The sequence below is a fragment of the Pseudooceanicola sp. LIPI14-2-Ac024 genome, assembly GCF_042188925.1.
Classification (GTDB): Bacteria; Pseudomonadota; Alphaproteobacteria; order Rhodobacterales; family Rhodobacteraceae; genus Pseudooceanicola.
Genome location: NZ_CP170102.1, coordinates 3,278,549 through 3,302,500, shown reverse-complemented (window position 1 = coordinate 3,302,500; position 23,952 = coordinate 3,278,549). Strand labels below are relative to the sequence as shown.

Here is a 23,952-nt window from a genome sequence, read left to right as displayed (position 1 = left end):
CTATATAGAAGAAGGCGAGCAGCCCGATCGCCCGACGGTACTTGATCAGCCGAATCCCGGCATAACGCTGCAGCGGGGTGATGCAGAGCCCGGCGATCAGCAGCCAGAGCCCCCAAAGGCCCATCTGGTGCTCCATCTCCTTCACCGGGTCGACGCCGAGGCCGCCGGTCACCCCCTGCCAGAACAGCCAGACGAGCGGCAGCGCTCCCACTATATAGAGAGGCCAGGCCGGAACCTTCCGGGTCGCCTTGTTGATGTGGTCCGCGATCATGGGTCAGTAGTTCTCGGACAGGTCCATGCCGGCGTAGAGGCTCGCGACCTCGTCGCCGTAGCCATTGAACATCTCGGTCTCGCGGCGCGACCCGAACAGGCCCGATCCGATGACCCGCTCGGTCGCCTGGGACCAGCGCGGGTGGTCCACCCGCGGGTTCACGTTGGAATAGAACCCGTACTCCCGCGCGTTGGCATCGTTCCAGGAGGTGAAGGGCTCGTCCGCCTGGAGGGTAATGCGCACGATGCTCTTGATCCCCTTGAAGCCGTATTTCCATGGCACCACCAGCCGCAGCGGCGCGCCGTTCTGGTTCGGCAGGTCCTTCCCGTAGAGGCCCGTCGCCATGATGGTGAGCGGATGCATCGCCTCGTCCAGCCGCAGCCCCTCGCGGTAGGGCCAGCGCAACACCGGGTAACGCAGGCCCGGCATCTCGGACGGGCGCTCCAGCGTCTGGAAGGCCACGTACTTCGCGCCCGACTGCACGCCCACCCGGTCAAGCAGGCTGGCCAGGGTGAAGCCGTTCCACGGGATCACCATCGACCAGGCCTCGACACAACGCAGGCGGTAGATACGTTCCTCGATCTGCGCCTTCCCGATGATGTCCTCGATCTGGTAGTCGCCGGGGCGGTCCACCATGCCGTCGATCTTCACCGTCCAGGGGCTGGTCGTCAGGGTGTGCGCGTTCTCGGCCGGGTCGCGCTTGCCGGTGCCGAACTCGTAGTAGTTGTTGTAGTTGGTGATCTCTTCGAAGGTGTTCGGCTCGAGCCCCTGCGGCGCGGCCAGTGACGGCCCGGCAAGGCCCAGGCCCAGCCCGGCCGTCGCGCCGGCGATCAGCTGGCGGCGGTTGAGATAGGCGGCTTCGTCGGTCACGTCCCGATCGCGGAATTTCGGCGTGGTCAGGCGGTGCATGGGGTTCCCTCCGGTCAGTCTCTATTCTTCAATACGGGGGCGGGCGGAAACGTTTCAGATTTTTTCCCCGGCTCACGGGATCGTGCCGGGGCTGTGACCTGCGGCAGGGCAGGTTCCCGGGGCCTCAGCCCGGGCGCTGCTCCTCGCCCATCGTCGGATCCCAGCTCGGGCGGAGCTGGCGCAGCGGGACGGAATCGCCATCCGCCTGCACCACCCGCACGTGCCGCCGCCGCATCAGCCGCGGTTCGGCCACGCCGACGGAATGGGCGATCATCTCGACCTCCTTGATGATCGACTTGGCGTAGTTGGCGACGCTGACGTATTTCTCCTCGACCACCAGCCCGCGCTGCAGGTGCGGTTCGTGCGTGGTGATGCCGGTCGGGCAGGTGTTGCGGTTGCATTTCAGCGCCTGGATGCAGCCGAGCGAGAACATGAAGCCGCGCGCCGTGGTGACGAAATCCGCGCCGGCGCAGATCGCCCAGGCCACGTCCGAGGGGTTCACCAGCTTGCCGCTGGCCACCACTCTGATGCGGTCCTTGAGGCCGAAGCGGTCGCGCAGGTCGACCATCCGCAGCAGCGCCTCGCGCAGGGGCATCCCGACGAGGTCCATCAACGGCATCGGCGCCGCGCCCGTGCCGCCCTCTCCGCCATCGACGGTGATGAAATCCGGGGCGCAGTCCGGGCCGCGGCGCACCACCTCTTCGAAGAACGGCTCCCACGCCTCCGAGGTGCCCATGACGGTCTTGAAGCCGACCGGCTTGCCCGTCACTTCGCGGATGTGGCCCACCATGTCGAGGAGCGCGCCGAAATCGCCCACCTCGATGTGCCGGTTGGGCGAGATGGAATCCTGCCCGATGTGAATGCCACGGATCTCGGCGATTTCCTCGGTCACCTTCTCGCCGGGCAGCATCCCGCCCTTGCCGGGCTTGGCACCCTGCGCCAGCTTCAGCTCGAACATCCGCACCTGCGGATGGGCCGCGATCCTTGCCAGCTTGGCATCGTCCAGCCGGCCCTCGTGATCACGCACCCCGTACTTGGCCGTCCCGATCTGAAAGACGATGTCGCACCCGCCCTCAAGGTGATAGGGGCTCAGCCCCCCTTCGCCGGTGTTTATCCAGATCCCAGCCTTCTTGGCCCCCTTCGACAGGGCCAGCACCGCGGGGCGCGAGATCGCGCCATAGGACATGCCCGAGATGTTGAAGAACGACGGCGCATCATAAGGCTCGCGCGCGAGGGGGCCGATGCGCAGCGGCTGGGTGTTGGCGAACTGGTCGTCGAGCGGCGGGAAGGCCGCGTTGACGAAGATCGCGGTGCCGGGGATCGACAGGTTCCGGGTCGAACCGAAGGCGCGGGTGTTATCCTCGCCCCGGCCTGCGTGGTAGACCCAGTCGCGCTGCGCCCGGTTGAACGGCATCTCCTCGCGGTCCATGGCAAAGAAGTACTGGCGGAAGAATTCGCCAAGCGTCGAGAACCAGCCCCGGAAGCGGCCGATCAGGGGGTAATTCCTGCGGATCGCGTCGCCGGTCTGGGTCCGGTCGATCAGCCAGAAGGCCACCGCCACGGCGAGCCCGCCAAAGATCGCCAGCACGAAGAGGATCACCAGCCACTCCAGCGCCCAGGTCGCGAACGCGGTGCTTGTCATTTCGTATCCTTCCATTACCCCGCGCCAGACTGCGCCGCCCGTGCCGCCACGGCAACCCTTGCGCCCCCGCCGCCACGCTGGAGCGATCGTGACCGGGCGCTATCTTGGCAAGCGGGCACGGGAATGAAACCCTGCCGCCGGACATACGAAAGGAATTGTCGATGCTTCGCCTGACCCTCGCCGCCCTGCTCTGCGCCGCGACCGCCCTGCCCGCCGCCGCGCAGGACAAGATCGAGAACGAGCAGATGGTGATCTACGCCGGCCAATGGGTGCAGTCGAAATTGCCCGACCAGGCCGGTGCACTGATGTTCCTGACCCTGCCGCGTGGCCAGAAGGGCGAATATTTCACCATCTCGTGCAGCCGGTCGGGCGGCGGCATGGATCGCACGGTGAAGCTCGGCTTCCCGCAGCCGCTGGCGCAGGACGGCATGCCCGTCACGCTGACCGTCGACGGCCAGCCGCGGACCGCCACCGCCACCTTCACCGGCACCACCCGCGACGACGCCTATACCAAGGCCGACATCCACAGCTACGCGCTGGCCTTCGAAAGCGACGCGGCCGAAGAGGACTTCTTCCGCGCGCTGTCCGGCGGCAACACGCTGCAGATCTCGGGCAAAGCGAACCGGTCAGCCTGAAGGGCGTGACCGACGGGCTGAACGGCCAGGGTCAGTACTGCAAGTGATCGGCACGGCGTGGCGGCGGGGCGCCCCCGCCCTACGCGCGTTCGTCCTTGGGCGATCCCATCACCACGTAGCTGGTAATGGCGTTGACCTGCGGCAGCGTGCCCAGCACGTCGGTGTGGAACCGCTTGTAGCCCGCCAGGTCCGCCGCCTCGATCCTCAGCAGGTATTCCCGGTCGCCGGTTATGTTGTGGCACTCCCGCACCTCGGGCGACCGGGCGATGGCCTGCTCGAACCCCTCCTGCGCCGCCTTGGTGTGCTCCTTCAGCCCGACCGTCACATAGGCGGTGAATCCCACGCCGCGCGCGCCGGGATCCAGCACCGCGCGGTACCCCCGGATCACCCCCTCGCGCTCCAGCGCCGTGACCCGCCGCAGGCAGGCCGAGGGCGACAGGCCGACACGTTCGGCCAGCTCGAGGTTGCTGATCCGCCCCTCGCGCGTCAGGATCTGCAATATTCGGTCGTTGATCTTGTCAGGTTTCGCCATTTGTTGCGAAATCTACCGGTTCGCGCACAGTTTCGCAATTCCATGCCGCGTCAGGCCGCATAGAAATGCGCCATGACCCACGATGTCCTCCTTGCCCTGGTGGCCTTTGCCTTCGTCTCGTCGATCACGCCGGGGCCGAACAACCTGATGCTGATGGCCTCCGGTGCGAACTTCGGCTTTCGCCGGACGGTGCCGCACATGCTGGGGATCGGGATCGGCTTCACCCTGATGGTGATCCTCGTCGGCGCGGGGTTGATCGGCCTCTTCGACGCGTTTCCCGTCACCCATACGATCCTCAAGGTCGGATCGGTCCTCTACCTGCTGTGGCTGGCGTGGAAGATCGCCCATGCCGCCCCGCCGCAGTCCGACCCCGACCAGGCGGGCCGGCCGATGACTTTCCTCCAGGCCGCGGCATTCCAGTGGGTGAACCCCAAGGCCTGGACCATGGCGCTGACCGCCATCGCGGTCTACGCGCCAGACCGGACGCTCTGGACCATCCTGCTGGTCGGACTGACATTCGGCCTGGTCAACTTGCCATCGGTCAGCACCTGGACCGTGCTGGGGCAGCAGCTGCGGCGGTGGCTGACCTCGCCCCGTCGGCTGCGGATGTTCAATTGGACGATGGCCGCATTGCTCGTGGCATCCCTGTGGCCAGTGCTTTATCCATGAGGGCATGACTCTCACCCTGCTGCACACGTCGCCTGCGCACGTCCCGACCTTCGCCGCCCTGCGCGACCGTCTGGCCCCGGGCACGCCGTTGCGGCAGGAGGTGCGCGAGGCCTGGCTCGACCGCGCCCGAGCCGAGGGCGTGACCCCCGCGATCGAGGCCGAGCTGGCCGCCTTCGTCGCGGGCTGCGACGGCACCGTGATCTGCACCTGCACCACGCTCGGCCCCGCGGCCGAGGCCGCCGGCGCGATCCGCGTCGACCGGCCGATGATGCAGGCGGCCGGGCGGATCGGCGGGCGGATCGTCATGGTCTACACCCTGGAAAGCACGGTCTGCGCCTCGCTCGCGCTGCTCAAGGGATACCTGCGGACCGGATCGCGCATCCGCCCGCTGGACCTGACCGAACTCTGGCCCCTCTTCGAGGCCGGAGAGATCCCCCGCTTTCACGCCGCCATCGCCGAGGCGGTGCAGGCCGACGTCAAGCGCAACGGCGGCGATTGCATCGTGCTGGCGCAGGCCTCGATGGCCGGGGCCGGGCCGCTGCTGCGCAAGGGCAAGGGCAAGGTCCCGGTGCTCGCCTCGCCGGAAATGGCGATGCGGCTTGGCCTGGGTCTGCCGGTCTGACCCTGATCTTTCCCGATTTGGGAACGCATTGTTTCCACCGGCAAATTTGACTCATCGATAAATAATTAATCAGTTTGCGAATGCGCCTGCATGGCAGTTGCGCATTACGATTGGGGGAAATCATGAAGACGAATACATGGCTTTGCGCCATTGCCATTGCCCTGCCAATGGCCGGCGACGCAATGGCCGCGACCGAAATCACCGCGCTCGACGGATCGCAGGGCTGGACCCTTGGCAATGTCGGCGGCGGGCAATCCGAACTCGTGGATCTGACCGGCGCAGGCGGTGACCTGGAAAACAACCAGCCAGCACCCGGCGGGGCGGTCAAGCAGACCACGACGCTCGACAACGGCGACAAGTCCAACGTGAAATACAGCGCGGACTTCGGCCGGGTCGGGGCGATCTTCGACCAGGACCTGTCCTTTGCCTATTCCTATTACAAGAGCTCCGGCTCGCCGAATGCCTCGGCCGCCCCGGCGCTGAAACTCGAATTCTATCTCGACGATGCGCAATACGACGGGGACAAGTACGGCGAGCTGATCTACGAACCCTACTGGCAAGGCTCCAACCCGGCCACGGACGCCTGGACCGAAGAGCTCATCACCTTCTCGTCCGGCCTGTTCTGGACCACCGGCATGTTCGGAATTCCCAACAGCTTTGGCGGCCCGCCGCTGAACACGCTCGAAGGCTGGCTGTCGACCTTTGACCAGTACTTCCGCAATGCCACCCTGATCTCGGTCGGGATCGGCATCGGCAGCTACAACCAGGGCCAGGTGAACTACTTCGACAACGTCGTCATCGCCGGGACCGAGGGGCCGAACGGCACCTACGATTTCGAGGCGGCGGCCGAAGTGCCCCTGCCCGCGGCGCTGCCGCTGATGCTTGGCGCGCTCGGCGCGGTCGGCGGCGTGGGCGCGCTGCGCCGTCGCAAGCGCGGCTGACCCCGCCACCAACGCAGAAAGGCCCGCCGATCCGGCGGGCCTTTCGTCTGTCGCGCGGGGCGCGTCAGCTCACATCTTGCCGATCGACCAGAAGAACGTCTCGCCCGAGCTGTCGTCGACGCCGTCGTTGTCGGTCGACACGAACATCTCGCCCGTAGCGTCGATCGCCAGCCCCTCGACCTTGTCGACGACGTAGCCGCCCCAGGCCTTGAGGTCGGGGATCAGGTCGCGAACCTCTTCCTTGCTGACCACCGTCAGTTCACCGTCGAGCGGTGCGGCCACCATCTCGGACGCCGGGATGCGGTAGATTTTCTTGATCTTCGCTGCATCGCCGATCTGGTTGTCACGCTCGACCACGTAGAACCAGTCGCCCTGCGCGACGATCTCGCTCAGCCCGGTCCAGCCGGTGTCGGCCGCGGCCTTGGGATAGAGCACGGCGCCCCATTCCTCGGTCTCGGTGTTGTAGGCGACGAGCTTCACGTGATTCTTCGGATCGTCGCCCCATTCGCGCTGCACCGCCATCCAGAGCGTGTCGCCGACCTTGGTGATCCCTTCAAAGCCGAACCGCTTCTCGACCGCGCTCAGCGCCGCCGGGATGCCGATCTCTTCCTTGATCACGCCCTTGGCGTTCACGTGGTAGAGCGCGTGCGGCACCAGCTTATCGGTGTTGCCCTCGGAGGCCAGCCAGAAGCCGCCTTCGCCATCGAGCGTGACGCCCTCGAGGTCGAGCTTCTGCGCCGGCGCGCCGCCACGGGTCACCGGCAGGGCGCTGACGATCCGCGCGGGTTTCGCAGTCGCGTCGATGGTGAAGATCGTCGGCTGGTAGCCATAGAAGCTGTCGTTGACGGCATAGAGGATGCCGGGCTGTTCGGCATCGCCCACCATCCCGGAAATCGCGCCCCACCCGATCAGCTTGTCGCTGCCGGCCGAGGTCAGGGTGGGATAGGCGGCCTCGCCCTCGGCCCGCTCGAACAGCATCACGTGGGCACGGACGCCGCCATCCTCGACCAGGTCGGTTTCGTTCGCCGACACCAGCAGGTTGCGCTCCGGCAGGGCGACATAGCCCTCCGGCCCGATGCCCGAGGGCAGGACCTGCAGCAGCACCGGGTTGGCCGGGTCGGTCACGTCGTAGACGCCGACCGCGCTGCCACGCTCGGCCCCGACAAAGACCAGCGGGGTGCCGTCGAAGATCGCGGTCTCGATGCTCTCGGGCTCAACGCCCTTGGCATCCGACCGCTTGTCCGGGTAGTGGCCGATCTGGATCAGCGCGCGCTCGAAATCGGTGCCGCTGTCATACACCACGGTGCCGTCCTTGGCGAAGATGGTCCAGCCGCGCGACCCGCCGTCCATGTCGCCTTCGTTGGCGGTGGCGAAATGCGTGTCGTCGATCCACTTCACCGCGTCCGGTTCGCGCAGCCGGCCCGGCTGGCTTTCGGTGAAGACCAGCGCGCCGCGTTCGTCGGTCGCGTCGATGCCCTCGAGGTCCACGGCCCCGGCGCTGAAATGCGCGATCACCTCGCCCTGCGGCGACACGACGGCGATGTGGTTGTTTTCCTGCAGGGTGACGACGATCTCGCCCAGGCTGTTGATGTCGACGAATTCAGGCTCGGGATCCTCGGGCGCGACCTCGGCCAGCCCGGTCAGGTCGACCGTCTGCAGGCTGTCGCAATCCGCGATGCCGTCCGCCACGCTCAGCAGGGCAAGGGTGCCCGCCGGCATCTGGCCGACGCGCCCGTCGCCGAGATCCTCGTCACGCTCGTTCTCGATCGCCACTGCGACAAAGCTGCCGTCCTTGGCCACCGCAACCGAATCCGGCTGACCGCCGAGGTCGCAGGAGACCTCTTCCTGCCCGGTGCCCAGGTCGATCACGGCCAGCCGCCCCGAGGGATCGGTGTAGCTCTCCGAGGTGTTCACGCCCACAAAGGCCGTCGACCCGATCACGGCCACGCTGGTCGGCTCGCCGCCCATGTCGATATTGCCAAGCGGTTTCGGCGCCCGGGGGTCGGTGATGTCGATCCGGCCGATCACACCCAGCGGGCTGTCGGTGTAGACCAGCGTCATGCCGTCCTTGGTCGCGGCGATGATCTCGGCGCTGGTCTCGCGCGCGCGGTCCTCGCCCTCGGCCATGTTGCCGGGCGTGGCAAAGCTCGCGATCCGGTTGAAGTTCATCTCGGCCTGCGCGGCCCCTGCCATCAGGGCCAGCGCCGACACGGCCAGTGTCAGTCGGGTGTTCATGCAATCATCCCCGTTGCGGTTTGTCTGCCGCGGAGGTGCGCCCCAAAGCTGACACTTGCATGAACCCTGGATGACGGGACCGTGACAGGGGCGAAAATATCCCGCCCCCGGCCCGGGACATTCCCGGCGACAGCACCTAGATTGACCGCTGCAACCCGCGGAGCGCCCTGATGACCATCACCCAAGAAGACGACCTGGACGGCCTGAAGGCGATCGGCCGGATCGTTGCCAACACGCTGCAGGCCATGGGCCGCGCGGTGGAACCCGGGATCACCACCGCCGAGCTCGACGCTATCGGCCGCACCCTGCTGGAGCGCGAGGGCGCGATCCCCGCGCCAGAGGCGACCTATGACTTTCCCGGTGCCACCTGCATCAGCGTGAACGAGGAAATCGCCCACGGCATCCCCGGCGACCGCGTGATCGCGGCGGGGGACCTCGTGAACATCGACGTCTCGGCCTCGAAGGACGGGTACTTCGCCGACACCGGCGCGACCTTCCGCAGCGGCGCGGTTGCGCCCTCGCTCGACCGGCTCTGCCGCGACGGGCGGCGCGCGATGCAGATCGGGATCAACCAGGTCCGCAGCGACCGGCCGCTCGCCGGCATCGGCACCGCCATCGGCCGGTTTGCCGAGGGGCGCGGCTATACCCTGATCCGCAACCTCGCCAGCCACGGCGTCGGCCGCTCGCTGCACGAATACCCCGAGGAAATCGCCACCTGGCCGACCCGCGACCGCCGCCGGATCGGCAAGGGCCTTGTCCTGACGGTCGAGCCGTTCCTGTCGCGCGGCGGCCTCTGGGCGGACGAGGGCGACGATGGCTGGACGCTGTTCAGCGCCCCTGCGGCTCCGACGGTCCAGTATGAACACACCGTGGTCGCCACCGACCGGGGCGCGCTGATCGTCACCCTGCCCGGCTGACCCCCGAAACGAAATTGCCCCGGCTCCGAAGAGCCAGGGCAGGTCGCCTTGGGGGATAATCAAGGCTTGGGGAAAGTCGGGCCCCGGGCCTTACCAGTCGGTCGGGCCCTTGTCCGAGAACGCCTTGACCAGGAAGTCGATGAAGGCGCGGACCTTGGGCTGGGTGAACCGGCCCGGCGGGTAGACCGCGTAGATGCCCTGCGTTTCCATCGGCAGGTCGGGGATCGCGTCCACGACCAGCCCCTTCTCCATCGCTTCCGCGTAGAGGAAGCTGGGAAGGTAGGCGATGCCGAGCCCGGCGATGGCGGCGTTCAGCAGGCTTTGCCCGTCATTCACGCTCAGCCAGCCTGCGGTGCGAACCTGCCTCTTTTCGCCCGAAGGTGCCGTGATCTTCCAGACGTTGCCCGACGCCTGGCTGGAGTAGTGCAGCAGCTTGTGCTCGTTCAGATCGTCGATCCGCATCGGCCGGCCGTAGCGCTGGAAGTAATCCGGGCTGCCGATCATGCGCTTCGAGGTCTCGGTCAGTTTGCGGGCGCGCAGCGTGCTGTCTTCCAGCTCGCCGATGCGTACGGCCATGTCGAACCCTTCCGAGATCAGTTCGACGTAGCGGTTGTTCAGCACCATGTTCACGGTGATGTCGGGGTACTCCGCAAGGAATTCCCCCAGCACCGGCGAGAGGTGATTGACCCCGAAGTCGGTCGCGACCGAGATCCGCAGCAGCCCCGAGGGTGCCGACTGCATCGAAGTCACCAGCGCGTCGGCCTCTCCGGCGTCGTTCAGCACCCGGCGGGCGCGGTCGTAGTAGGCCAGGCCGATTTCCGTGGGGCTGACCCGGCGGGTCGTGCGGTTCAGAAGTCGTGCGCCAAGGCGCGCCTCAAGCGATGAGACGTGCTTGGAGACCGCCGACTTGGAAATCCCCATCTTCTTGGCCGCATCCGTGAAGCCACCTTGATCCACCACCGTGGCAAAGGCCTCCATTTCGGTCAGACGGTCCATGTTGCTGTCACCTGTGTCCTGCTCGTTTGGGAAGACTGTATGTTTCCGAAATCGGGCAGGAACGGGGCGCGAGACCGACAATATCGGGGTATTGTCTGGGATTGGTCAGGGCGGGGAAACACGGAAACAGAGCGTCAACCACGTGAGGAGTCGGCGGAAAATGGCTGATCTTTCAGCTGTTTTCCGCGCAATGGCGACGAAAGGCCTTTTTCAGCAGATCGAGCTCGGCGCGCAGCAATGCGACTTCGCCCTGCAATGTGTCGGCCAGCGCCTCGCCGGCCAGAACGGCGAACTGGCCCAGAATCGTCTCGTCCGTCCGGTCGCGGATGACGAAGGTGTGGATCCCGTCCCCGACCGCGGCGGGGGGCACCGGGATGCGCAGCAGGTAGCTTCCGCCGTCGAGCGGTTGCAGTCGCGCCCCCTCGACCGGGACAAGGTCCAGCGTGACCTCGATGGTCGGCGGCACGCCCCGCGCCGCGCCATCGACGCGACCCTCCCACAGGCCATCGACAAATCGCGTCTTGGTCACGGTCAGATCGCCCATCCGCCCCGCCTCACAGCTCGGCCCGCGGCCGGCGGCTCAGCACCAGGTCGCGCAGCAGCACCCGGTTCATCGCGGGCCGGTCCAGGATCAGGTCGAGCCACAGCTTCTCGATCCGCTTCTCGTTCACGTTGGAATAGGCCAGGTCGAATTCGACGCTGCGGTCGGCCGCGTCGATCGGCACCTCGCGCACCAGCTGTTCCGTGTTCGGCCCGTGCTTGATGTTCAGCCGGGCAAAGATCTCCAGCGGGCGCTCCATCTCGATCAGCAGGTCGACCCTGACAAGGTGACGGCGGCGCAGGCCGTTCACCGCCGCCTCGGGCAAGTCGACGACCAGCGACAGGAACGATCCGTCGAACCCCAGCACGTCCAGGTCCAGCCCGAAAGGCGCACGGTGGGCGGCGCGGTGGTTGCGCCGCTGGCGCAGGGTGACTTCGCTCTCGGCGCAGTCGTGGAAGAGGGTCACCCCCTCGCCCATCCCCGTGCGCGACGCGGCAGCGGCGATCCCCGGTTCGCCCAACGGGCCAGACCAGGCCGCCGGGCGCCACGACCAGTCGCTGCCGGCCGGGGCCTCGGGTGCCGCGCCGCTCACGACGGGCTGCGCGAACCGCCCCTCGGCCACGTGGATCAGCCGGTCGAGGTCGGCCCGCAGGGCATGCGCCTCGGCCCGTTGCCGGCGCAGCTGTGACAGGTCGGTGGTGTCGGCGGCCTCGGCCAGCATCTGCCAGCGCCGCATGTCGCGCAGCCGAGCCGACCGGTCGAGGAAACGTTCGCTGCCGCCCATTCAGCGCCTCCCGCGGCGGGCGGGGCGGGTCACTGCAGCACGCCCCGCGGCGCCGGGGCCTGCGCGGTGCGCTCCGGGCCCGGCGCGGGCTTTGCCGCGCGCAGGGCATCGGCCAGTTCCAGCAGCAGGGCGCTGCCGCCCTTGCCGGCCTCGGTGCTGTTCTGCGGGCCGTAGACCGCGAACAGCACGAGGAAACCGTTCAGCTCCATCGCGCCGCGCCAATGGCGCGGGTCGGCCTGCGGCACCCGCGTGTCGCCGCCGGTGCCCAGGTGCACCAGCGTCACGCCCCGCACCTGGCTCCGAGCCAGCACCGGTGCGGGCGCAAAGGCCCCGGCCAGCGCATCGCGGCTTGGCACGCCGACCGCGGGGTCCAGCGGCGAGGCCGCCACCGTCATCACCACCGGCGCCACCTGCGGCCCGGACTTGCCGCCGGTCATCACGTAGCACGAGGCCAGCATGGCGAACCCGCCCGTCGCGCGGTTGTCGAGCGATGATCCGTCGACGCAGTACCCCTCCGGACCCTTCACGAGGATCTCGCCGCCCGCGATCGGCGCCTGCGGCAGCGGGTCCCCGATCGGGCGCGACAGGGTCGAGACGACGGCGAACAGCGACCCCTCGCCCCCCGCCGTCGCGTCGAGGCAGGCCGGCAGTCCCGTCAGCAGGACGCAGGCGATCAGCGCGCGAAGGGGCCGTATCGGGGGCATGGCAATCAAAGGTCCGTGTCTATACGGGGCGCAGTGTAACTTTCCGGCGCGATCCCGCAAGTATTTGGGCCACAGGGCGGTTCCGAAACGCGGTGCGGCATCGGGGCGCGATTGCTCCCGCGGCACACGGCGGGATACGGTCCGCCCATGCGATACCCGGCCTATCAGAGCGTGATCGAGGCGGCGCGGCCGCGCAGTCAGCTCTGGCGGCTGATCGCGGGCTTCGCGCTGATCGGCGCGGTCTACACCCTCCTGCTGCTGGGCCTCGTCGCGCTTGAGTTCGGCACCGGCGTGTCGATCATGGCGGGCTCCGGCCTCGGCACCACACCGGCGGCAGCCTTCGCGCTGCTGATGAGTTTCCTCTGCCTCTACCCCGGCCTCTGGCTGGCCCTGCGGTGGCTGCACGGACGCGGGCTGCGCTCGCTGGTCGGACCGTGGCGCGACGTGCTGCGCGACGGCGGGCGCGCGGCACTGGCGGCGGTGATCGTCTATGCCATCGGCCTGCTGATCCCCGGCCCCGAAACCGCCGAACCCGTGGCGAACCTGCCGCCCGCGCGCTGGCTGGTCTGGCTGGTGCCCGGCCTGATCGGCCTCGCGATCCAGATCGCGGCCGAAGAACTGCTGTTCCGCGGCTACCTGCAGCAGCAGCTTGCCGCGCGCTTCGCCTCGCCGCTGGTCTGGCTCGTGCTGCCCGCGGTCGGGTTCGGCCTGCTGCACTACTCCGCCGCGATGGCCGGGCCGAACGCGATCTGGCTGACCCTGCCCGCCATCGCCTTCGGGTTGCTCGCGGCCGATCTCACGGCGCGCTGCGGCAACCTCGGCCCGGCGCTGGCGCTGCACTTCCTGAACAACTTTGCCGCCATCATGATCCTCGCCCCCGGCGAGGCGATGTCGGGCCTCGCCCTGTTCCGCCTGCCGCTCGAGATGAGCGATCCCGCTCTGCTGTCGCACCTGCCGGTCGAGATCGCGCTGGTGTTCGTCCTTTGGCTGGCGGCCCGGCTGGCGCTGCGCCGATGATCCCCGCCGTCTACGCCCCGCATTCGGCCTTTGTCGCCCCCGCCCGCGGGTCGAGCGAGGTCAGCCGCCTCGTCATCGGCATCCTCGCGGTCGAATTCCTGTTCACCGTCGCGCTCGGCCTCTTCGGCCGCGTGCTCGACCTGCTGGCCCCCGACCTGGCCGACAACGTCTACTACGGCTCGACCCCGGTGGGGCTGATCATCCAGCTGGGCAGCTTCGTCTTCTTCGTCGCCAGCCTCGCCCTGGTCCTGCACTGGCAGCACCGGCGGCGGCTGCTGAGCGCGCTTGGTCCCGCGACCCGCGCGGCCGAGAACCTGATCCAGGTCTTCGCCGCGGTCGGCGCCTTCTACATCGCGCTTGAGCTGCTGCCGCCGTGGTGGAGCGCCGAGACCCTGGCCGAGACCCGCAGCCTGCTGGCCTGGGGCTTTGCCATGCCCTTCGGCCTCGCCGCGATCCTGGTGCAGGTCACGACCGAGGAGCTGTTCTACCGCGGCTATGTCCAGCAGCAGCTCGCCGCCCGGTTTGACCAGACCTGGGCCTGGCTGGTGCTGCCCAACGTGCTCTTCGCCGCCGCCCACTGGGACAACGGCGCCACCGGGACCGACAGCTGGCAATACGTGATCTGGGCCTTCTGCTTCGGTCTCGCCGCGTCGGACCTGACGGCGCGCACCGGCAATCTGGGCGCCGCGATCGGGCTGCACCTGGCCAACAACGCATATGCCTTTCTGATCTACGGCGAGGCGGGCGGACCCGACAGCGGCCTCGCGCTGTTCCTCTTCCAGCCCGAAACCGTGACCAGCCTGACCCCGCCCGAAGCCGGGCCGGTGTTCACGCTCTGGTTGCTGATGGACATCGCGATCGTCTGGCTGTCGTGGCTGGTTGCGCGGATCGTGATCCGGCGCTAACCCGCGCCACGATTGCAATCTGGCCCGCCGCCGACTATCTCGGAGCCCGACCGTCCAAGGAACAGCGCTGCATGAACTGGATCACCAACTACGTCCGTCCCCGCATCAACTCGATCTTCTCGCGTCGCGAGGTGCCCGAGAACCTGTGGACGAAGTGCGACTCTTGCGGAACGATGCTGTTCCACCGCGAACTGTCGGACAACCTGAACGTCTGCACGCACTGCGGGCACCACATGGCGATCACGCCGCGTGACCGTTTCGACGCCCTGTTCGACGGCGGCATCTTCACCGAGATCGCGGTGCCCGACCCGGTCGCCGACCCGCTGAAGTTCCGCGACCAGAAACGCTATCCCGACCGGATGAAGGAAGCGCAGAAGAAGACGGGCGAGAAAGAGGCGATGCTGGTCGCCGAGGGCGAGATCGGGCGCACGCCCGTCGTCGCCGCGGCGCAGGACTTTGCCTTCATGGGCGGGTCGATGGGCATGTATGTCGGCAACGCCTTCATCGCCGGTGCCAAGCGCGCGGTCGAGACCAAGAAACCCTTCATCGTCTTTGCCGCCGCCGGTGGCGCCCGGATGCAGGAGGGGATTCTCTCGCTCATGCAGATGCCGCGCACGACCGTCGCGATCCAGATGCTGCGCGAGGCGAACCTGCCCTACATCGTCGTGCTGACCCACCCGACGACGGGCGGCGTCACCGCGTCCTACGCGATGCTGGGCGACGTCCAGATCGCCGAACCCAATGCGCTGATCTGCTTTGCCGGGCCGCGCGTGATCGAACAGACGATCCGCGAAAAGCTGCCCGAGGGCTTCCAGCGCGCGGAATACCTTCTCGACCACGGCATGCTCGACCGGGTGACGCCGCGGACCGAGATGCGCGATGAGCTGATCCGCATCACGCGGATGCTGCTGCGCCTGCCCCCCGAGGTGAAGGGCGACCTGCCCGCGCCCAAGCCCGAGGATGCCGTCAAGATCGAGCCGCCGCAGCAGGACGGCCCGGTCGAGGATCCGAACGCCCCCGCCGCCAAGGCCGCCGCCAAGGCGCCCGCGGAGAAGAGCAAGTCGTGACGACCGGGTCCGACGTCATCCTCGACCGGATGATGGCGCTGCATCCCAAGATCATCGACCTGACGCTCGACCGGATGTGGCGGCTGCTCGACGCGCTCGGCAACCCGCAGGAAGATCTGCCCCCGGTGATCCACATCGCCGGGACCAACGGCAAGGGCTCGACCCAGGCGATGATCCGCGCCGGGCTCGAAGGGGCGGGGCACAGTGTTCACGCCTACACCTCGCCGCACCTTGCACGTTTCCACGAACGCATCCGCCTGGCCGGCCAGCTGATCGCCGAGGATCACCTGACCGCGGTGCTCGACGAATGCTATGCCGCCAACGGCGGCGAAGAGATCACCTATTTCGAGATCACGACCGCTGCCGCCCTGCTCGCCTTCTCGCGCGTGCCCGCCGACTACTGCCTGCTCGAGGTCGGGCTGGGCGGACGGCTCGACGCGACGAACGTGGTGGACCGGCCCGCCCTGACCGTGATCACCCCGGTGTCCATCGACCACCAGCAGTACCTGGGCGAGACGCTGGGCCAGATCGCCTTTGAAAAGGCCGGCATCCTCAAGCGAGAGGTGCCCTGCGTCGTCGGCCCGCAACAGGACCCGGCGCTCGAGGCGATCGAGGCCCGCGCCGCCCGCCTCTCGGCCCCGCTGATCGCGCAGGGCCAGCACTGGCACGTCTGGGAAGAACGCGGCCGCCTCGTCTTCCAGGACGAAACCGGCCTGCTGGACCTGCCCGCGCCGAACCTGCCCGGCGCGCACCAGTTTGACAACGCGGGCGCGGCGCTGGCGGTGCTGCGTCACCTCGGCCTGGGCGAAGAGGCGGCCGAGGCCGCCGTCACCCGCGCCGAATGGCCCGCCCGGATGCAGCGCCTGACCCGCGGGCCCTTGGCCGACAGCGTGCCCGGGATCGAGCTCTGGCTCGACGGCGGCCACAACCCGGCGGCGGGCGAGGCGCTGGCCCGCCACCTCTCGACCCTGCCCGACCGGCCAACGCACCTGGTCTGCGGTATGCTGAATACCAAGGACATCGCCGGTTTCCTGCGCCCGCTCGCGACGCAGGCCGACAGCCTGACCGCCGTGTCGATCCCCGGTGAAACCGCGACGCTGACCGCGGCCGAAACCGCCGGCATCGCGCGCGCCTGCGGGATCGAGGCCCACGAGGCCGAATCGGTCGCCGCCGCGCTTGAGCGGATAAAGGCCGATTCGCCACATGCGCGGGTGCTGATCTGCGGCTCGCTTTACCTCGCGGGCCGGGTGCTCAGGGAAAACGGTTGAATCCCAAACGGCTGCGCAAAGCCCGAATACGAATCATTTGCGAAGAAATGAAGAAACCTGGTCACAGCGAATTGCTTTCTGTTGACTGATTCGCACCGATTCGCTTAGTGTTGTTTCAGCAGCACAGGCATCCGGTCACCAAGGATAAGCCGAATTCTCAGTCAGGTAACGGCCCCGGACTTCCCTCGTAGGGTCTCAAAGAACATCAGGTGGCAGGCAAGGAACTTGCGGGCATAACGAATGCGGGGGCCGGATTCCGGCCCCCTTTTTGTCCGCGTGCGCATGCGGGAGCATGGCGGGGTGCCCCCCGCCCTACGCCGCGCCCCAGCCGTCCGACATCATCTCGCGCAGGCGGCTTGCGGTCCGCTCGAACTCGAACACACCCTCGCCCTCGACGTAGAGCGACTCGGGCCAGTCCGCGGCGGAACAGATCAGCCGGACCTTCGCCTCGTAGAGCGCGTCGATCAGCGTGACGAAGCGCTTGGCCTCGTTGAAGTTCGACCGCCCCAGCCGCGGAATGTCCTCGAGGATCAGCACACGCGCCGCCTCGGCCAGCGCAAGGTAATCCGCCGCGCCCAGCATCCGCCCGCAGAGATCGTGGAACCGCGCACGCGCGATGCCGGACCGGAACGCCGGGATCTCGACCTCGCGGCCCTTGACCTTGAGAAGCAGAGGCTCTGCCGTGCCGCCGGTCAGGTCCTGCCAGATCGCCTCGATCTTGGCGCGGGTGTCGGCGTTGACCGGGGTGAAATAGACCTCGCCACCCGACAGGCGATCCTGGCGGTAATCGTTCGGGCTGGCCAGCTCATGCACCACCAGCCGGTCCTTGATGATCGCGATGAAGGGCAGGAACCGTTCACGCTGCAGCCCATGCTTGTAAAGGTCGTCGGGATGCCGGTTCGACGTGGTGACGATCACCACCCCCGCCGCCATCAGCCCCTCGAAGAGCCGCCCCACGATCATCGCATCGGCAATGTCGGTGATCTGCATCTCGTCGAACGCCAGCACGCGCACGCTGTCGGCCACCGCGGCGACAACCGGCTTCAGCGCATCCTGCACCTTGTCCTGCTGTGCCCGGAACATGCCGTCGTGCACCTCCTGCATGAAGGCATGGAAATGCACCCGCCGCACCGGCGCGTCGAGGCTGTCGACGAATAGGTCCATCAGCATCGACTTGCCGCGCCCAACCCCGCCCCAGAGATAGAGTCCCTTCGGCGGCTCCGGCGCCTTGGAGCGGAAGAAGCCCTTTTTCACCGGCTGGTTCAGCGCGTCGCGGATCCGGTCGAATTCCGGCAGCACGGCCTCCTGGGCGGGGTCGGGCCGGATCGACCCATCCTCGATCCCACGGGCGTAAAGCTCTTTCATCGCAGACATGTCGGCGGGATAGCGCGGGGCGCATCCATTGGAAAGGTGCATTACGTCAGCACCGCTGATGCATCACATCACGAAACGTCGGTTGACGCTGACGCGGGGTCGGGCAAAGTGGCGTTCCAAAACAGAACTGACGGGGCGCCACGATGACCAAGACACCTCTCTTCACCCCCGTGCTGATCGTCGGGTGCGTCATCATCCTGGTCACCTTCTCGGTCCGCGCCTCGTTCGGCGTGTTCCAGATCCCGATCGCCGAGGAATTCGGCTGGCCGCGGTCCTACTTCTCGCTCGCCATCGCACTGCAGAACCTGGCCTGGGGCATCGGGCAGCCGATCTTCGGCGCCATCGCCGAAAAGATCGGCGACCGGGTCGCCATCATCCTCGGCGCGCTCTGCTATGCCGCGGGGCTGCTGCTCAGTTCGGTCGCGACGACGCCCGAGGCGCACCAGATGCTCGAAGTTCTGGTGGGTTTCGGCATCGCCGGCACCGGCTTCGGCGTGATCCTCGCCGTGGTGGGCCGCGCCTCGTCCGACGAAAACCGCTCCATGTCGCTGGCCATCGCCACGGCCGCAGGCTCCGCCGGCCAGATCTTCGGCGCGCCGATGGCCGAATGGATGCTGTCGCACATGCCGTGGCAGCAGGTCTTTGTCGTCTTCTCGGTGATGATCCTCGCCACGCTGCTGCTGCTGCCCTTCATGCGCGCACCTGCCCCGATGGCCAGCCGCACCGAGCTCGAGGAAAGCCTGGGCGGCATGCTCCTGCGCGCCGCCAAGGACCCGAGCTTCGCGATGATCTTCCTCGGCTTCTTCTCCTGCGGCTACCAGCTGGCCTTCATCACCGCGCACTTCCCCGCCTTCGTGACCGAACTCTGCAGCCCGATCGCCGACGGCGGAATGCTCTACAACCTCGGCATCACCTCGACCTCGGCGCTTGGCGCCATCGCGATCTCGCTCATCGGGCTCGCCAACGTCGCGGGCACGCTGACCGCCGGGTGGCTGGGCCAGCGCTATACCAAGAAATACCTGCTGGCGGGCATCTACACCCTGCGCACCATCGTCGCCGGGGTGTTCATCCTGATGCCGATCACCCCCGGCTCGGTGCTGCTCTTCTCGGTGCTGATGGGGGCGCTGTGGCTGGCGACCGTGCCGCTGACCAGCGGGCTGATCGCGCATATCTACGGGCTGCGCTACATGGGCACGCTCTACGGCATCGTCTTCCTGTCGCACCAGATCGGCGGCTTCTTCGGGGTTTGGCTGGGCGGCAAGATGTACGACATCTACGGCGACTACACGCTGGTCTGGTGGATCGGCGTGGGCGTCGGCGCCTTCTCGGCGCTGATCCACCTGCCGATCCGCGAGAACCGGACAGGCCAGGCCGGCCTGCCGGCCTGAGCCCTCAGCGCATCGCGCGCGCAACCTCGTCCGGGTGGGTGATCGGCGCCCAGTGCGTCGCCCCCTCGACCTGGGCCTGCTGCGCGGTGCGGTTCCAGGTCGCCAGCCTGCCCATGTTCTTGATCGGAATGGTCGCGTCCCGCGTGGCCCAGATCGCCAGCACCGGCATCCCCGTGGCGGCAATCGCCCGGTGCTCGGTCTCCAGCGTCTCGGCCAGCATGCCCCGCATCGAGGACAGCACCGCGGGCACGAACCCCCGCATCTCGACCTCGGCCACCTGCGCGGCCGAAACCTCGGCCGGGATGCCCTCGTTCCGGGTCATCTTCCTGGCGGCGCGGCGGAACGAGGTCGGGAAAAGCGCCCGGAACAGCCAGTCGCCGATGCCCGGCACGGCGATGCAGAACCGCCCGAAGGGCGGCGTGACATGGCCCAGCCCCGCCGGCGCCACCAACACCAGCCGCCGCACCCGGTCGGGGTGCTTCGCGGCAAAGCAGGTCGCGATGGAGCCGCCCATCGAATAGCCGACAAGGGTGAATTCGCCCGTGATCCCCTCGTGGGCGATCAGCTCTTCCAGCTGGGTGAGAAAGAAGGCCCGCGTCTGCGCCCCCGCCGGCCGGTCGGAATAGCCGCGCCCGTAGAGGTCGTAGACCAGCACGCGGTAGCCCTGCGCCACCAGCCGTTCCGCCACCCCGTCCCAGACGAAGGACGGCGTGGTCAGCCCGTGCACGCAGACCGCCGTCTTTGCCGCATCTGCCGGCCCGTGCCAGCGGAAATGGGTGGCCCCCATCGACAGGGCGGCCATGTCGCCGGGCGCCCCGGCCCTCCAACGGCCCGCCATCCGGGGCTTGCGCCATTCATTCACCAGCGGGACCAGCACCACGATCAGCGGCGGCAGGAGGACGAGGAGGATCCAGCTCACCTTGCGCTCCAGCTGTCGAGGATGTGGCGCGCCGTCATCAGGTCGAGGTGTGCACCGCCACCGTTCTTGAAGAGCGTGATCTCGTCATCGCTCTCGCGCCGGAAGGCGTCGAGGGTGTAGTAGTCGGCCAGCAGGTCCGCCTCGGTGATCGCCCCGGTGTCGAGCGGCGTCTTCACCTCGCCGATATGGCCGACGGTGGTGTCGAAGCTGTCGACGAATATCCGCGCCCGCTGCAGCGCCATGTCGTCCGCCTCGCGCATGTCGGGCCGGTAGGCGCCGATCAGGTCGAGGTGCGTGCCCGGCTGCAGCCAGTCGCCCCTCAGCACCGGCTCGGTGCTCATCGTGGCACAGGTCACGACGTCGGCCGCGGCGACCGCGGCGGCCAGGTCGGTCACCGCCTCGGTGTCTGGGTAGGCCGCCGCCAGCGCCTCGGCCCCCGCCGGTGTCCGGTTCCAGACCATGAAGGTCGCGTCCGGGAAACCCGCGCCATAGGCCTCGCGCAGCGATGCGGCGACGGTGCCCGCCCCGACGATCAGGATCCGCCTGCTGTCCGGTCGCGCCAGCCGGCGCGCGGCCAGCAGGCTGTCGCCCGCCGTCTTCCACTTGGTCACCAGGTGGAAATCCACGATCGCCTCCAGAAGCCCCGTGGCGTCGGCGTAAAGCGTCACGCCGCCATTGACCGCCGGCAGGCCCTGAGCCCTGTTGCCGGGATAGATCGTCGCCGATTTCACCGCGATCCCCAGACCGTCGATCCAGGCCGACCGGTTCAGCAGCGTGTCGTCCCCGCGATAGAGGAAGGTGTCCCCGATCTCGGCCTTCGGCAGGTCGTGCCCCGCCGCCAGCGCATCGGTCAGCGCGATCCAGTCGAGGACGCCCTCGCCCTCCTCGAAGCTGATGAATGGGATGCTCATGCGGCCTCTGCCGCGTCCAGCAGCCCCGCCGCCACCAGCCGGTCGGCCCAGCCCTGTGGCCCCTCGAAGAGATGCGTCTGCCAGCCCCGCGCGTCGGCGGCGGCGATGTTCTTCTCGCGGTCGTCGGTGAAGAGCAACGCGCCCGGCGCCACGCCGCAATCGGCCTCGACCATCTCGTAGATCGTCACGTCGGGCTTGATGACCCCCATGTGGCCCGAGACATAGGCGCGGTCGAACTCGCTCAGGAAATCGTACTCGGTCTGTGCCAGCTCGAACGACCCGATGCCAAAGTTGGTCAGCGCGAACACCGGCACGCCCTTGGCCTGCAGCGCCCGCATCAGGCGGACCGACTGCGGGATCACCGGGCGCGCCAGCTCAAGCCAGCGATCGTGCCACATCCGGATCTCGTCGCCAAAGGCCGGGTTGGCATCCGCCGTGCCGTAGATCGTGTCACGGAAGTTGTGCCCGAGGTCGACCCGGTCGTTCATCCCATGCAGGTCCACCGTCCCGAACATCTCGCGCCGCCGCGCCTCGCCGATCTCGGCGTCGTAGAAGTTTTCCGGCTGCCACTCGATCAGCACGTTCCCGATGTCGAAAATGACTGCTTCGACCTGCATGTCTGTCCCCTGTCCGCGCGGGTCCTCCCGCTGTCGGGGCGCAGGTTAGCGCAGGGAACCGGCGGCGCAAGCGGTGGCGCGCGGTCAGGACAGAACGACGATAAAGAAGGCACAGGCCAGCAGGATAAGCGACACTTTCATGGCCCGAGCCTCGCCCGAAACCCTTGCCACGACGTAAACCGCCGCTTGCGGCCCCGCCGCCGATGCGGGACAGTCCCGCCACTGCGAAAGGAGCCGCGATGACCGAAGACAGCGACCGCCACGCCCAGAAGATGGCCAAGAAGAAGGCCGCCCGGGACAAGATCATGGCCACCAAGACCGGCGAGAAGGGCCTGATCATCGTCCACACCGGCAAGGGCAAGGGCAAGTCCACGGCCGCCTTCGGCATGATCTTCCGCTGCATCGCTCACGACATGCCCTGCGCCGTGGTCCAGTTCATCAAGGGTGGCATGTCCACCGGCGAACGCGACCTGATCCTGTCCACCTTTGCTGACAAGTGCCAGTTCCACACCATGGGCGAGGGCTTCACCTGGGAAACCCAGGACCGCGACCGCGATGTCGAGATGGCGCAGGCCGCCTGGGAAAAGGCCAAGGAGCTGATCCGCGACCCCGCCAACCGCATGGTCCTGCTGGACGAGATCAACATCGCCCTGCGCTACGACTACATCGACGTGGCCGAGGTCGTCCGCTTCCTTGAAGAAGAGAAGCCCGAGATGACCCATGTCGTGCTGACCGGCCGCAACGCCTCCGAGACGCTGATCGAGGCCGCCGACCTCGTGACCGAGATGGAGCTGGTCAAGCACCCGTTCCGCTCCGGCATCAAGGCCCAGATCGGCGTCGAGTTCTGACGCCGTACCGACATCCCCTCCACGAACGAAAAGACCCGGCCGCAAGGACCGGGTCTTCTCGATTTCATGGGGTCCGAAGACCTCAGTGCAGCTTGTCGCTCACCGTCGCGATCGAGTCGTCGATCAGCTTGTTGGCCTGGGCCGCGGTGATCTCTTTCGAGATGACCTCGCGGGCCACGGCCACGGCCACGGTGACCGCCTGGTCGCGCACTTCCTTGACCGCGGCGGCCTCGGCCGATGCGATCCGGTCCTCGGCCGCAGCCAGCCGACGCTCGATCGAATGCTCGAGGTCCAGCTTGGCCTGGTCGGCCGCCGCCTTGGCGTCGGCCCTTGCGCCGGCGACGATGCGGTCGGCCTGGGCCTGCACGTCCTTCTGCTTGCGCTCGTACGAGGCCAGCAGAGTCTGGGCTTCCTCGCGCAGCGCCCGTGCCTCGTCCAGCTCGCTGCGGATGCCGTCGGCCCGCTTGTCGAGCAGTTCCATCACCTTGCCCGGCACCTTGAAGTACACGAGGATGGCGATGAACAGCAGGAACGCCAGCAGCACCACGAAGTTCGTGTTGTGCAGCGAGAAGAACGGGCCGTCAGCGGCAGCCGCCGGCGTGGCGGCCAGCAGGGCGGGGATCAGGGCAATCCGAGTTTTCATCATGCTCACCCCTTCACCCGGCCGTCAACGGCGCTGTCGATGGCGGACTTGTCCGCCGTGAACCCCAGGGCCGCAACGATCTCGGCCGCGGTGTCCTTGGCGACGGTCCGCACGTTGGCGATGGCACCGGCGCGGATTTCCGCGATCGAGGCTTCGCTTTCGGCGGTCTTGGCCGCGATCTGTGCATCCGCCTTGGCGATGGCGGCATCCAGGTCGGCCTGGATTTCGGCCCGCGTTTCGGCGGCGATGCGACCGGCCTCGACACGTGCGTCGGCCAGCGCCTTTTCATAGGCCGCTTCGGCCTCGGACGCCTTGCGCTTCAGGTCTTCGGCGGCCGCGATATCATTGCTGATCGTGCCGGCGCGTTGCGCCAAAACGGCCCCGATGCGGGGCAGCGCCACCCGGCTCAGAACCAGGTAGATGACCACGAGCGTGACCAGCAACCAGAAGATCTGGTTGGGGAAATGCGTCAGGTCGAGCTGCGGCAGGCCCGCGCCGCCGGCGTCGTGACCGGCCACGCCGGTAACGTCCGCAAGGCCCTGGGCGTCGGCCGTTTGTGTTTCGGTTGCCATCTGTCTCTCCTGGAACTCAATGTCA

Annotated in this window: 26 protein-coding genes (1 of these 26 running past the window's edge); 11 read left to right on the top strand and 15 right to left on the bottom strand. The window is 67.8% G+C overall.

Annotated features, from left to right (window positions below; genetic code table 11):
* The 3 genes from msrQ to ACE2AC_RS16315 all read right to left on the bottom strand — a co-directional run.
* Positions 1-271, bottom strand: the 5' end (the start) of a protein-coding gene (msrQ, locus tag ACE2AC_RS16325; protein ID WP_375688490.1) for a protein-methionine-sulfoxide reductase heme-binding subunit MsrQ. 338 nt of this gene lie to the left of the window's left edge; only the first 271 of its 609 coding nucleotides appear in the window; the start codon lies at positions 269-271; its stop codon lies off the left edge, out of view.
* A gap of 3 nt (positions 272-274) precedes the next feature.
* Positions 275-1,180, bottom strand: a complete 906-nt coding sequence (gene msrP, locus ACE2AC_RS16320; RefSeq protein ID WP_375688489.1) for a protein-methionine-sulfoxide reductase catalytic subunit MsrP — start codon at positions 1,178-1,180, stop codon at positions 275-277.
* Positions 1,181-1,304: 124 nt separating this feature from the next.
* Entirely contained in the window at positions 1,305-2,822 is a 1,518-nt protein-coding gene (locus ACE2AC_RS16315; protein WP_375688488.1) for an FMN-binding glutamate synthase family protein, read from the bottom strand.
* A 161-nt stretch (positions 2,823-2,983) separates the two neighbouring features.
* Between ACE2AC_RS16315 and ACE2AC_RS16310 the strand changes: the two genes are divergently transcribed.
* Positions 2,984-3,457 (top strand): hypothetical protein, encoded by a 474-nt coding sequence (locus tag ACE2AC_RS16310; protein ID WP_375688487.1) that lies wholly within the window; start codon positions 2,984-2,986, stop codon positions 3,455-3,457.
* A 79-nt stretch (positions 3,458-3,536) separates the two neighbouring features.
* Here the strand turns inward: ACE2AC_RS16310 and ACE2AC_RS16305 are convergent, their stop codons facing one another.
* The gene (locus ACE2AC_RS16305) at positions 3,537-3,989 is read right to left on the bottom strand and encodes an Lrp/AsnC family transcriptional regulator (RefSeq protein WP_375688486.1); all 453 of its coding nucleotides are present in this window, start codon (positions 3,987-3,989) and stop codon (positions 3,537-3,539) included.
* Positions 3,990-4,061: 72 nt separating this feature from the next.
* Here ACE2AC_RS16305 and ACE2AC_RS16300 point away from each other — a divergent pair, with 72 nt between their 5' ends.
* From ACE2AC_RS16300 to ACE2AC_RS16290, 3 genes are all read left to right on the top strand, one after another.
* On the top strand, positions 4,062-4,658 hold the full coding sequence (locus ACE2AC_RS16300) for a LysE family translocator (protein ID WP_375688485.1): 597 nt from the start codon (positions 4,062-4,064) through the stop codon (positions 4,656-4,658).
* 4 nt (positions 4,659-4,662) lie between these two features.
* The gene (locus ACE2AC_RS16295) at positions 4,663-5,280 is read left to right on the top strand and encodes a hypothetical protein (protein ID WP_375688484.1); all 618 of its coding nucleotides are present in this window, start codon (positions 4,663-4,665) and stop codon (positions 5,278-5,280) included.
* Positions 5,281-5,447: 167 nt separating this feature from the next.
* Positions 5,448-6,221 carry a hypothetical protein gene (locus tag ACE2AC_RS16290; protein WP_375688483.1) on the top strand — a complete coding sequence of 258 codons (774 nt, stop codon included), beginning with the start codon at positions 5,448-5,450 and terminating at the stop codon, positions 6,219-6,221.
* 69 nt (positions 6,222-6,290) lie between these two features.
* Here the strand turns inward: ACE2AC_RS16290 and ACE2AC_RS16285 are convergent, their stop codons facing one another.
* Positions 6,291-8,456 (bottom strand): esterase-like activity of phytase family protein, encoded by a 2,166-nt coding sequence (locus ACE2AC_RS16285; RefSeq protein WP_375688482.1) that lies wholly within the window; start codon positions 8,454-8,456, stop codon positions 6,291-6,293.
* A gap of 170 nt (positions 8,457-8,626) precedes the next feature.
* Here ACE2AC_RS16285 and map point away from each other — a divergent pair, with 170 nt between their 5' ends.
* On the top strand, positions 8,627-9,373 hold the full coding sequence (gene map / locus ACE2AC_RS16280; protein WP_375688481.1) for a type I methionyl aminopeptidase: 747 nt from the start codon (positions 8,627-8,629) through the stop codon (positions 9,371-9,373).
* 90 nt (positions 9,374-9,463) lie between these two features.
* On the opposite strand, the gene ACE2AC_RS16275 is transcribed toward map, so the two are convergent.
* The 4 genes from ACE2AC_RS16275 to ACE2AC_RS16260 form a co-directional block, all read right to left on the bottom strand.
* Entirely contained in the window at positions 9,464-10,369 is a 906-nt protein-coding gene (locus ACE2AC_RS16275) for a LysR family transcriptional regulator (protein WP_375688480.1), read from the bottom strand.
* A gap of 172 nt (positions 10,370-10,541) precedes the next feature.
* Positions 10,542-10,913, bottom strand: coding sequence for a hypothetical protein (locus tag ACE2AC_RS16270; protein ID WP_375688479.1), 372 nt, complete (start codon positions 10,911-10,913; stop codon positions 10,542-10,544).
* 10 nt (positions 10,914-10,923) lie between these two features.
* Positions 10,924-11,694 carry a DUF6478 family protein gene (locus ACE2AC_RS16265; RefSeq protein ID WP_375688478.1) on the bottom strand — a complete coding sequence of 257 codons (771 nt, stop codon included), beginning with the start codon at positions 11,692-11,694 and terminating at the stop codon, positions 10,924-10,926.
* A 29-nt stretch (positions 11,695-11,723) separates the two neighbouring features.
* Positions 11,724-12,398: a hypothetical protein gene (locus tag ACE2AC_RS16260; RefSeq protein WP_375688477.1), complete on the bottom strand. Its 675-nt coding sequence runs from the start codon at positions 12,396-12,398 to the stop codon at positions 11,724-11,726.
* 147 nt (positions 12,399-12,545) lie between these two features.
* On the opposite strand from ACE2AC_RS16260, the gene ACE2AC_RS16255 reads away from it, so the two are divergent.
* The 4 genes from ACE2AC_RS16255 to ACE2AC_RS16240 all read left to right on the top strand — a co-directional run bounded on the left by ACE2AC_RS16255 (position 12,546) and on the right by ACE2AC_RS16240 (position 16,655).
* Entirely contained in the window at positions 12,546-13,415 is an 870-nt protein-coding gene (locus tag ACE2AC_RS16255) for a lysostaphin resistance A-like protein (protein ID WP_375688476.1), read from the top strand.
* Positions 13,412-14,320, top strand: coding sequence for a lysostaphin resistance A-like protein (locus ACE2AC_RS16250; protein ID WP_375688475.1), 909 nt, complete (start codon positions 13,412-13,414; stop codon positions 14,318-14,320). The genes ACE2AC_RS16255 and ACE2AC_RS16250 overlap by 4 nt, the downstream gene beginning before the upstream one ends.
* Positions 14,321-14,391: 71 nt before the next feature.
* Complete coding sequence (gene accD / locus ACE2AC_RS16245) at positions 14,392-15,387, top strand: acetyl-CoA carboxylase, carboxyltransferase subunit beta (protein WP_375688474.1); 996 nt, start codon at positions 14,392-14,394, stop codon at positions 15,385-15,387.
* A gap of 29 nt (positions 15,388-15,416) precedes the next feature.
* Positions 15,417-16,655 (top strand): bifunctional folylpolyglutamate synthase/dihydrofolate synthase, encoded by a 1,239-nt coding sequence (locus tag ACE2AC_RS16240; protein WP_375692126.1) that lies wholly within the window; start codon positions 15,417-15,419, stop codon positions 16,653-16,655.
* Positions 16,656-16,967: 312 nt separating this feature from the next.
* Here ACE2AC_RS16240 and zapE read toward each other — a convergent pair whose 3' ends face one another.
* Positions 16,968-18,029 (bottom strand): cell division protein ZapE, encoded by a 1,062-nt coding sequence (gene zapE / locus ACE2AC_RS16235; protein ID WP_375688473.1) that lies wholly within the window; start codon positions 18,027-18,029, stop codon positions 16,968-16,970.
* Positions 18,030-18,172: 143 nt separating this feature from the next.
* On the opposite strand from zapE, the gene ACE2AC_RS16230 reads away from it, so the two are divergent.
* On the top strand, positions 18,173-19,417 hold the full coding sequence (locus tag ACE2AC_RS16230; protein ID WP_375688472.1) for an MFS transporter: 1,245 nt from the start codon (positions 18,173-18,175) through the stop codon (positions 19,415-19,417).
* A gap of 4 nt (positions 19,418-19,421) precedes the next feature.
* On the opposite strand, the gene ACE2AC_RS16225 is transcribed toward ACE2AC_RS16230, so the two are convergent.
* Genes ACE2AC_RS16225 through ACE2AC_RS16215 form a run of 3 tightly spaced genes read right to left on the bottom strand, consistent with a single transcriptional unit; the run spans position 19,422 to position 21,864 of the window.
* Positions 19,422-20,336: an alpha/beta fold hydrolase gene (locus ACE2AC_RS16225; protein ID WP_375688471.1), complete on the bottom strand. Its 915-nt coding sequence runs from the start codon at positions 20,334-20,336 to the stop codon at positions 19,422-19,424.
* Positions 20,333-21,247, bottom strand: coding sequence for an ornithine cyclodeaminase family protein (locus ACE2AC_RS16220; protein WP_375688470.1), 915 nt, complete (start codon positions 21,245-21,247; stop codon positions 20,333-20,335). The genes ACE2AC_RS16225 and ACE2AC_RS16220 overlap by 4 nt, the downstream gene beginning before the upstream one ends.
* The gene (locus tag ACE2AC_RS16215; protein WP_375688469.1) at positions 21,244-21,864 is read right to left on the bottom strand and encodes an HAD family hydrolase; all 621 of its coding nucleotides are present in this window, start codon (positions 21,862-21,864) and stop codon (positions 21,244-21,246) included. The genes ACE2AC_RS16220 and ACE2AC_RS16215 overlap by 4 nt, the downstream gene beginning before the upstream one ends.
* 239 nt (positions 21,865-22,103) lie before the next feature.
* On the opposite strand from ACE2AC_RS16215, the gene cobO reads away from it, so the two are divergent.
* Positions 22,104-22,712, top strand: coding sequence for a cob(I)yrinic acid a,c-diamide adenosyltransferase (gene cobO, locus ACE2AC_RS16210; protein WP_375688468.1), 609 nt, complete (start codon positions 22,104-22,106; stop codon positions 22,710-22,712).
* Positions 22,713-22,794: 82 nt separating this feature from the next.
* Here cobO and ACE2AC_RS16205 read toward each other — a convergent pair whose 3' ends face one another.
* Together ACE2AC_RS16205 and ACE2AC_RS16200 are read right to left on the bottom strand one after the other, a co-directional pair.
* Positions 22,795-23,355 carry a F0F1 ATP synthase subunit B gene (locus tag ACE2AC_RS16205; protein WP_375692125.1) on the bottom strand — a complete coding sequence of 187 codons (561 nt, stop codon included), beginning with the start codon at positions 23,353-23,355 and terminating at the stop codon, positions 22,795-22,797.
* 5 nt (positions 23,356-23,360) lie between these two features.
* Positions 23,361-23,927: a F0F1 ATP synthase subunit B' gene (locus tag ACE2AC_RS16200; RefSeq protein WP_375688467.1), complete on the bottom strand. Its 567-nt coding sequence runs from the start codon at positions 23,925-23,927 to the stop codon at positions 23,361-23,363.
* Between the last annotated feature and the right edge of the window lie 25 nt (positions 23,928-23,952).

Excerpts from the sequence above, each read along its gene's own strand:
- ACE2AC_RS16200 (WP_375688467.1), bottom strand. The coding sequence starts at position 23,927 with ATGGCAACCGAAACACAAACGGCCGACGCCCAGGGCCTTGCGGACGTT.
- ACE2AC_RS16295 (WP_375688484.1), top strand. The coding sequence starts at position 4,663 with ATGACTCTCACCCTGCTGCACACGTCGCCTGCGCACGTCCCGACCTTC.
- ACE2AC_RS16310 (WP_375688487.1), top strand. The coding sequence starts at position 2,984 with ATGCTTCGCCTGACCCTCGCCGCCCTGCTCTGCGCCGCGACCGCCCTG.
- ACE2AC_RS16250 (WP_375688475.1), top strand. The coding sequence starts at position 13,412 with ATGATCCCCGCCGTCTACGCCCCGCATTCGGCCTTTGTCGCCCCCGCC.
- ACE2AC_RS16220 (WP_375688470.1), bottom strand. The coding sequence starts at position 21,247 with ATGAGCATCCCATTCATCAGCTTCGAGGAGGGCGAGGGCGTCCTCGAC.
- ACE2AC_RS16270 (WP_375688479.1), bottom strand. The coding sequence starts at position 10,913 with ATGGGCGATCTGACCGTGACCAAGACGCGATTTGTCGATGGCCTGTGG.
- accD (WP_375688474.1), top strand. The coding sequence starts at position 14,392 with ATGAACTGGATCACCAACTACGTCCGTCCCCGCATCAACTCGATCTTC.
- ACE2AC_RS16255 (WP_375688476.1), top strand. The coding sequence starts at position 12,546 with ATGCGATACCCGGCCTATCAGAGCGTGATCGAGGCGGCGCGGCCGCGC.
- ACE2AC_RS16305 (WP_375688486.1), bottom strand. The coding sequence starts at position 3,989 with ATGGCGAAACCTGACAAGATCAACGACCGAATATTGCAGATCCTGACG.
- ACE2AC_RS16300 (WP_375688485.1), top strand. The coding sequence starts at position 4,062 with ATGACCCACGATGTCCTCCTTGCCCTGGTGGCCTTTGCCTTCGTCTCG.
- ACE2AC_RS16230 (WP_375688472.1), top strand. The coding sequence starts at position 18,173 with ATGACCAAGACACCTCTCTTCACCCCCGTGCTGATCGTCGGGTGCGTC.
- cobO (WP_375688468.1), top strand. The coding sequence starts at position 22,104 with ATGACCGAAGACAGCGACCGCCACGCCCAGAAGATGGCCAAGAAGAAG.
- map (WP_375688481.1), top strand. The coding sequence starts at position 8,627 with ATGACCATCACCCAAGAAGACGACCTGGACGGCCTGAAGGCGATCGGC.
- ACE2AC_RS16240 (WP_375692126.1), top strand. The coding sequence starts at position 15,417 with ATGATGGCGCTGCATCCCAAGATCATCGACCTGACGCTCGACCGGATG.
- ACE2AC_RS16215 (WP_375688469.1), bottom strand. The coding sequence starts at position 21,864 with ATGCAGGTCGAAGCAGTCATTTTCGACATCGGGAACGTGCTGATCGAG.
- zapE (WP_375688473.1), bottom strand. The coding sequence starts at position 18,029 with ATGTCTGCGATGAAAGAGCTTTACGCCCGTGGGATCGAGGATGGGTCG.
- ACE2AC_RS16285 (WP_375688482.1), bottom strand. The coding sequence starts at position 8,456 with ATGAACACCCGACTGACACTGGCCGTGTCGGCGCTGGCCCTGATGGCA.
- ACE2AC_RS16205 (WP_375692125.1), bottom strand. The coding sequence starts at position 23,355 with ATGAAAACTCGGATTGCCCTGATCCCCGCCCTGCTGGCCGCCACGCCG.
- msrP (WP_375688489.1), bottom strand. The coding sequence starts at position 1,180 with ATGCACCGCCTGACCACGCCGAAATTCCGCGATCGGGACGTGACCGAC.
- ACE2AC_RS16265 (WP_375688478.1), bottom strand. The coding sequence starts at position 11,694 with ATGGGCGGCAGCGAACGTTTCCTCGACCGGTCGGCTCGGCTGCGCGAC.
- ACE2AC_RS16260 (WP_375688477.1), bottom strand. The coding sequence starts at position 12,398 with ATGCCCCCGATACGGCCCCTTCGCGCGCTGATCGCCTGCGTCCTGCTG.
- ACE2AC_RS16275 (WP_375688480.1), bottom strand. The coding sequence starts at position 10,369 with ATGGACCGTCTGACCGAAATGGAGGCCTTTGCCACGGTGGTGGATCAA.
- ACE2AC_RS16315 (WP_375688488.1), bottom strand. The coding sequence starts at position 2,822 with ATGACAAGCACCGCGTTCGCGACCTGGGCGCTGGAGTGGCTGGTGATC.
- ACE2AC_RS16290 (WP_375688483.1), top strand. The coding sequence starts at position 5,448 with ATGGCCGGCGACGCAATGGCCGCGACCGAAATCACCGCGCTCGACGGA.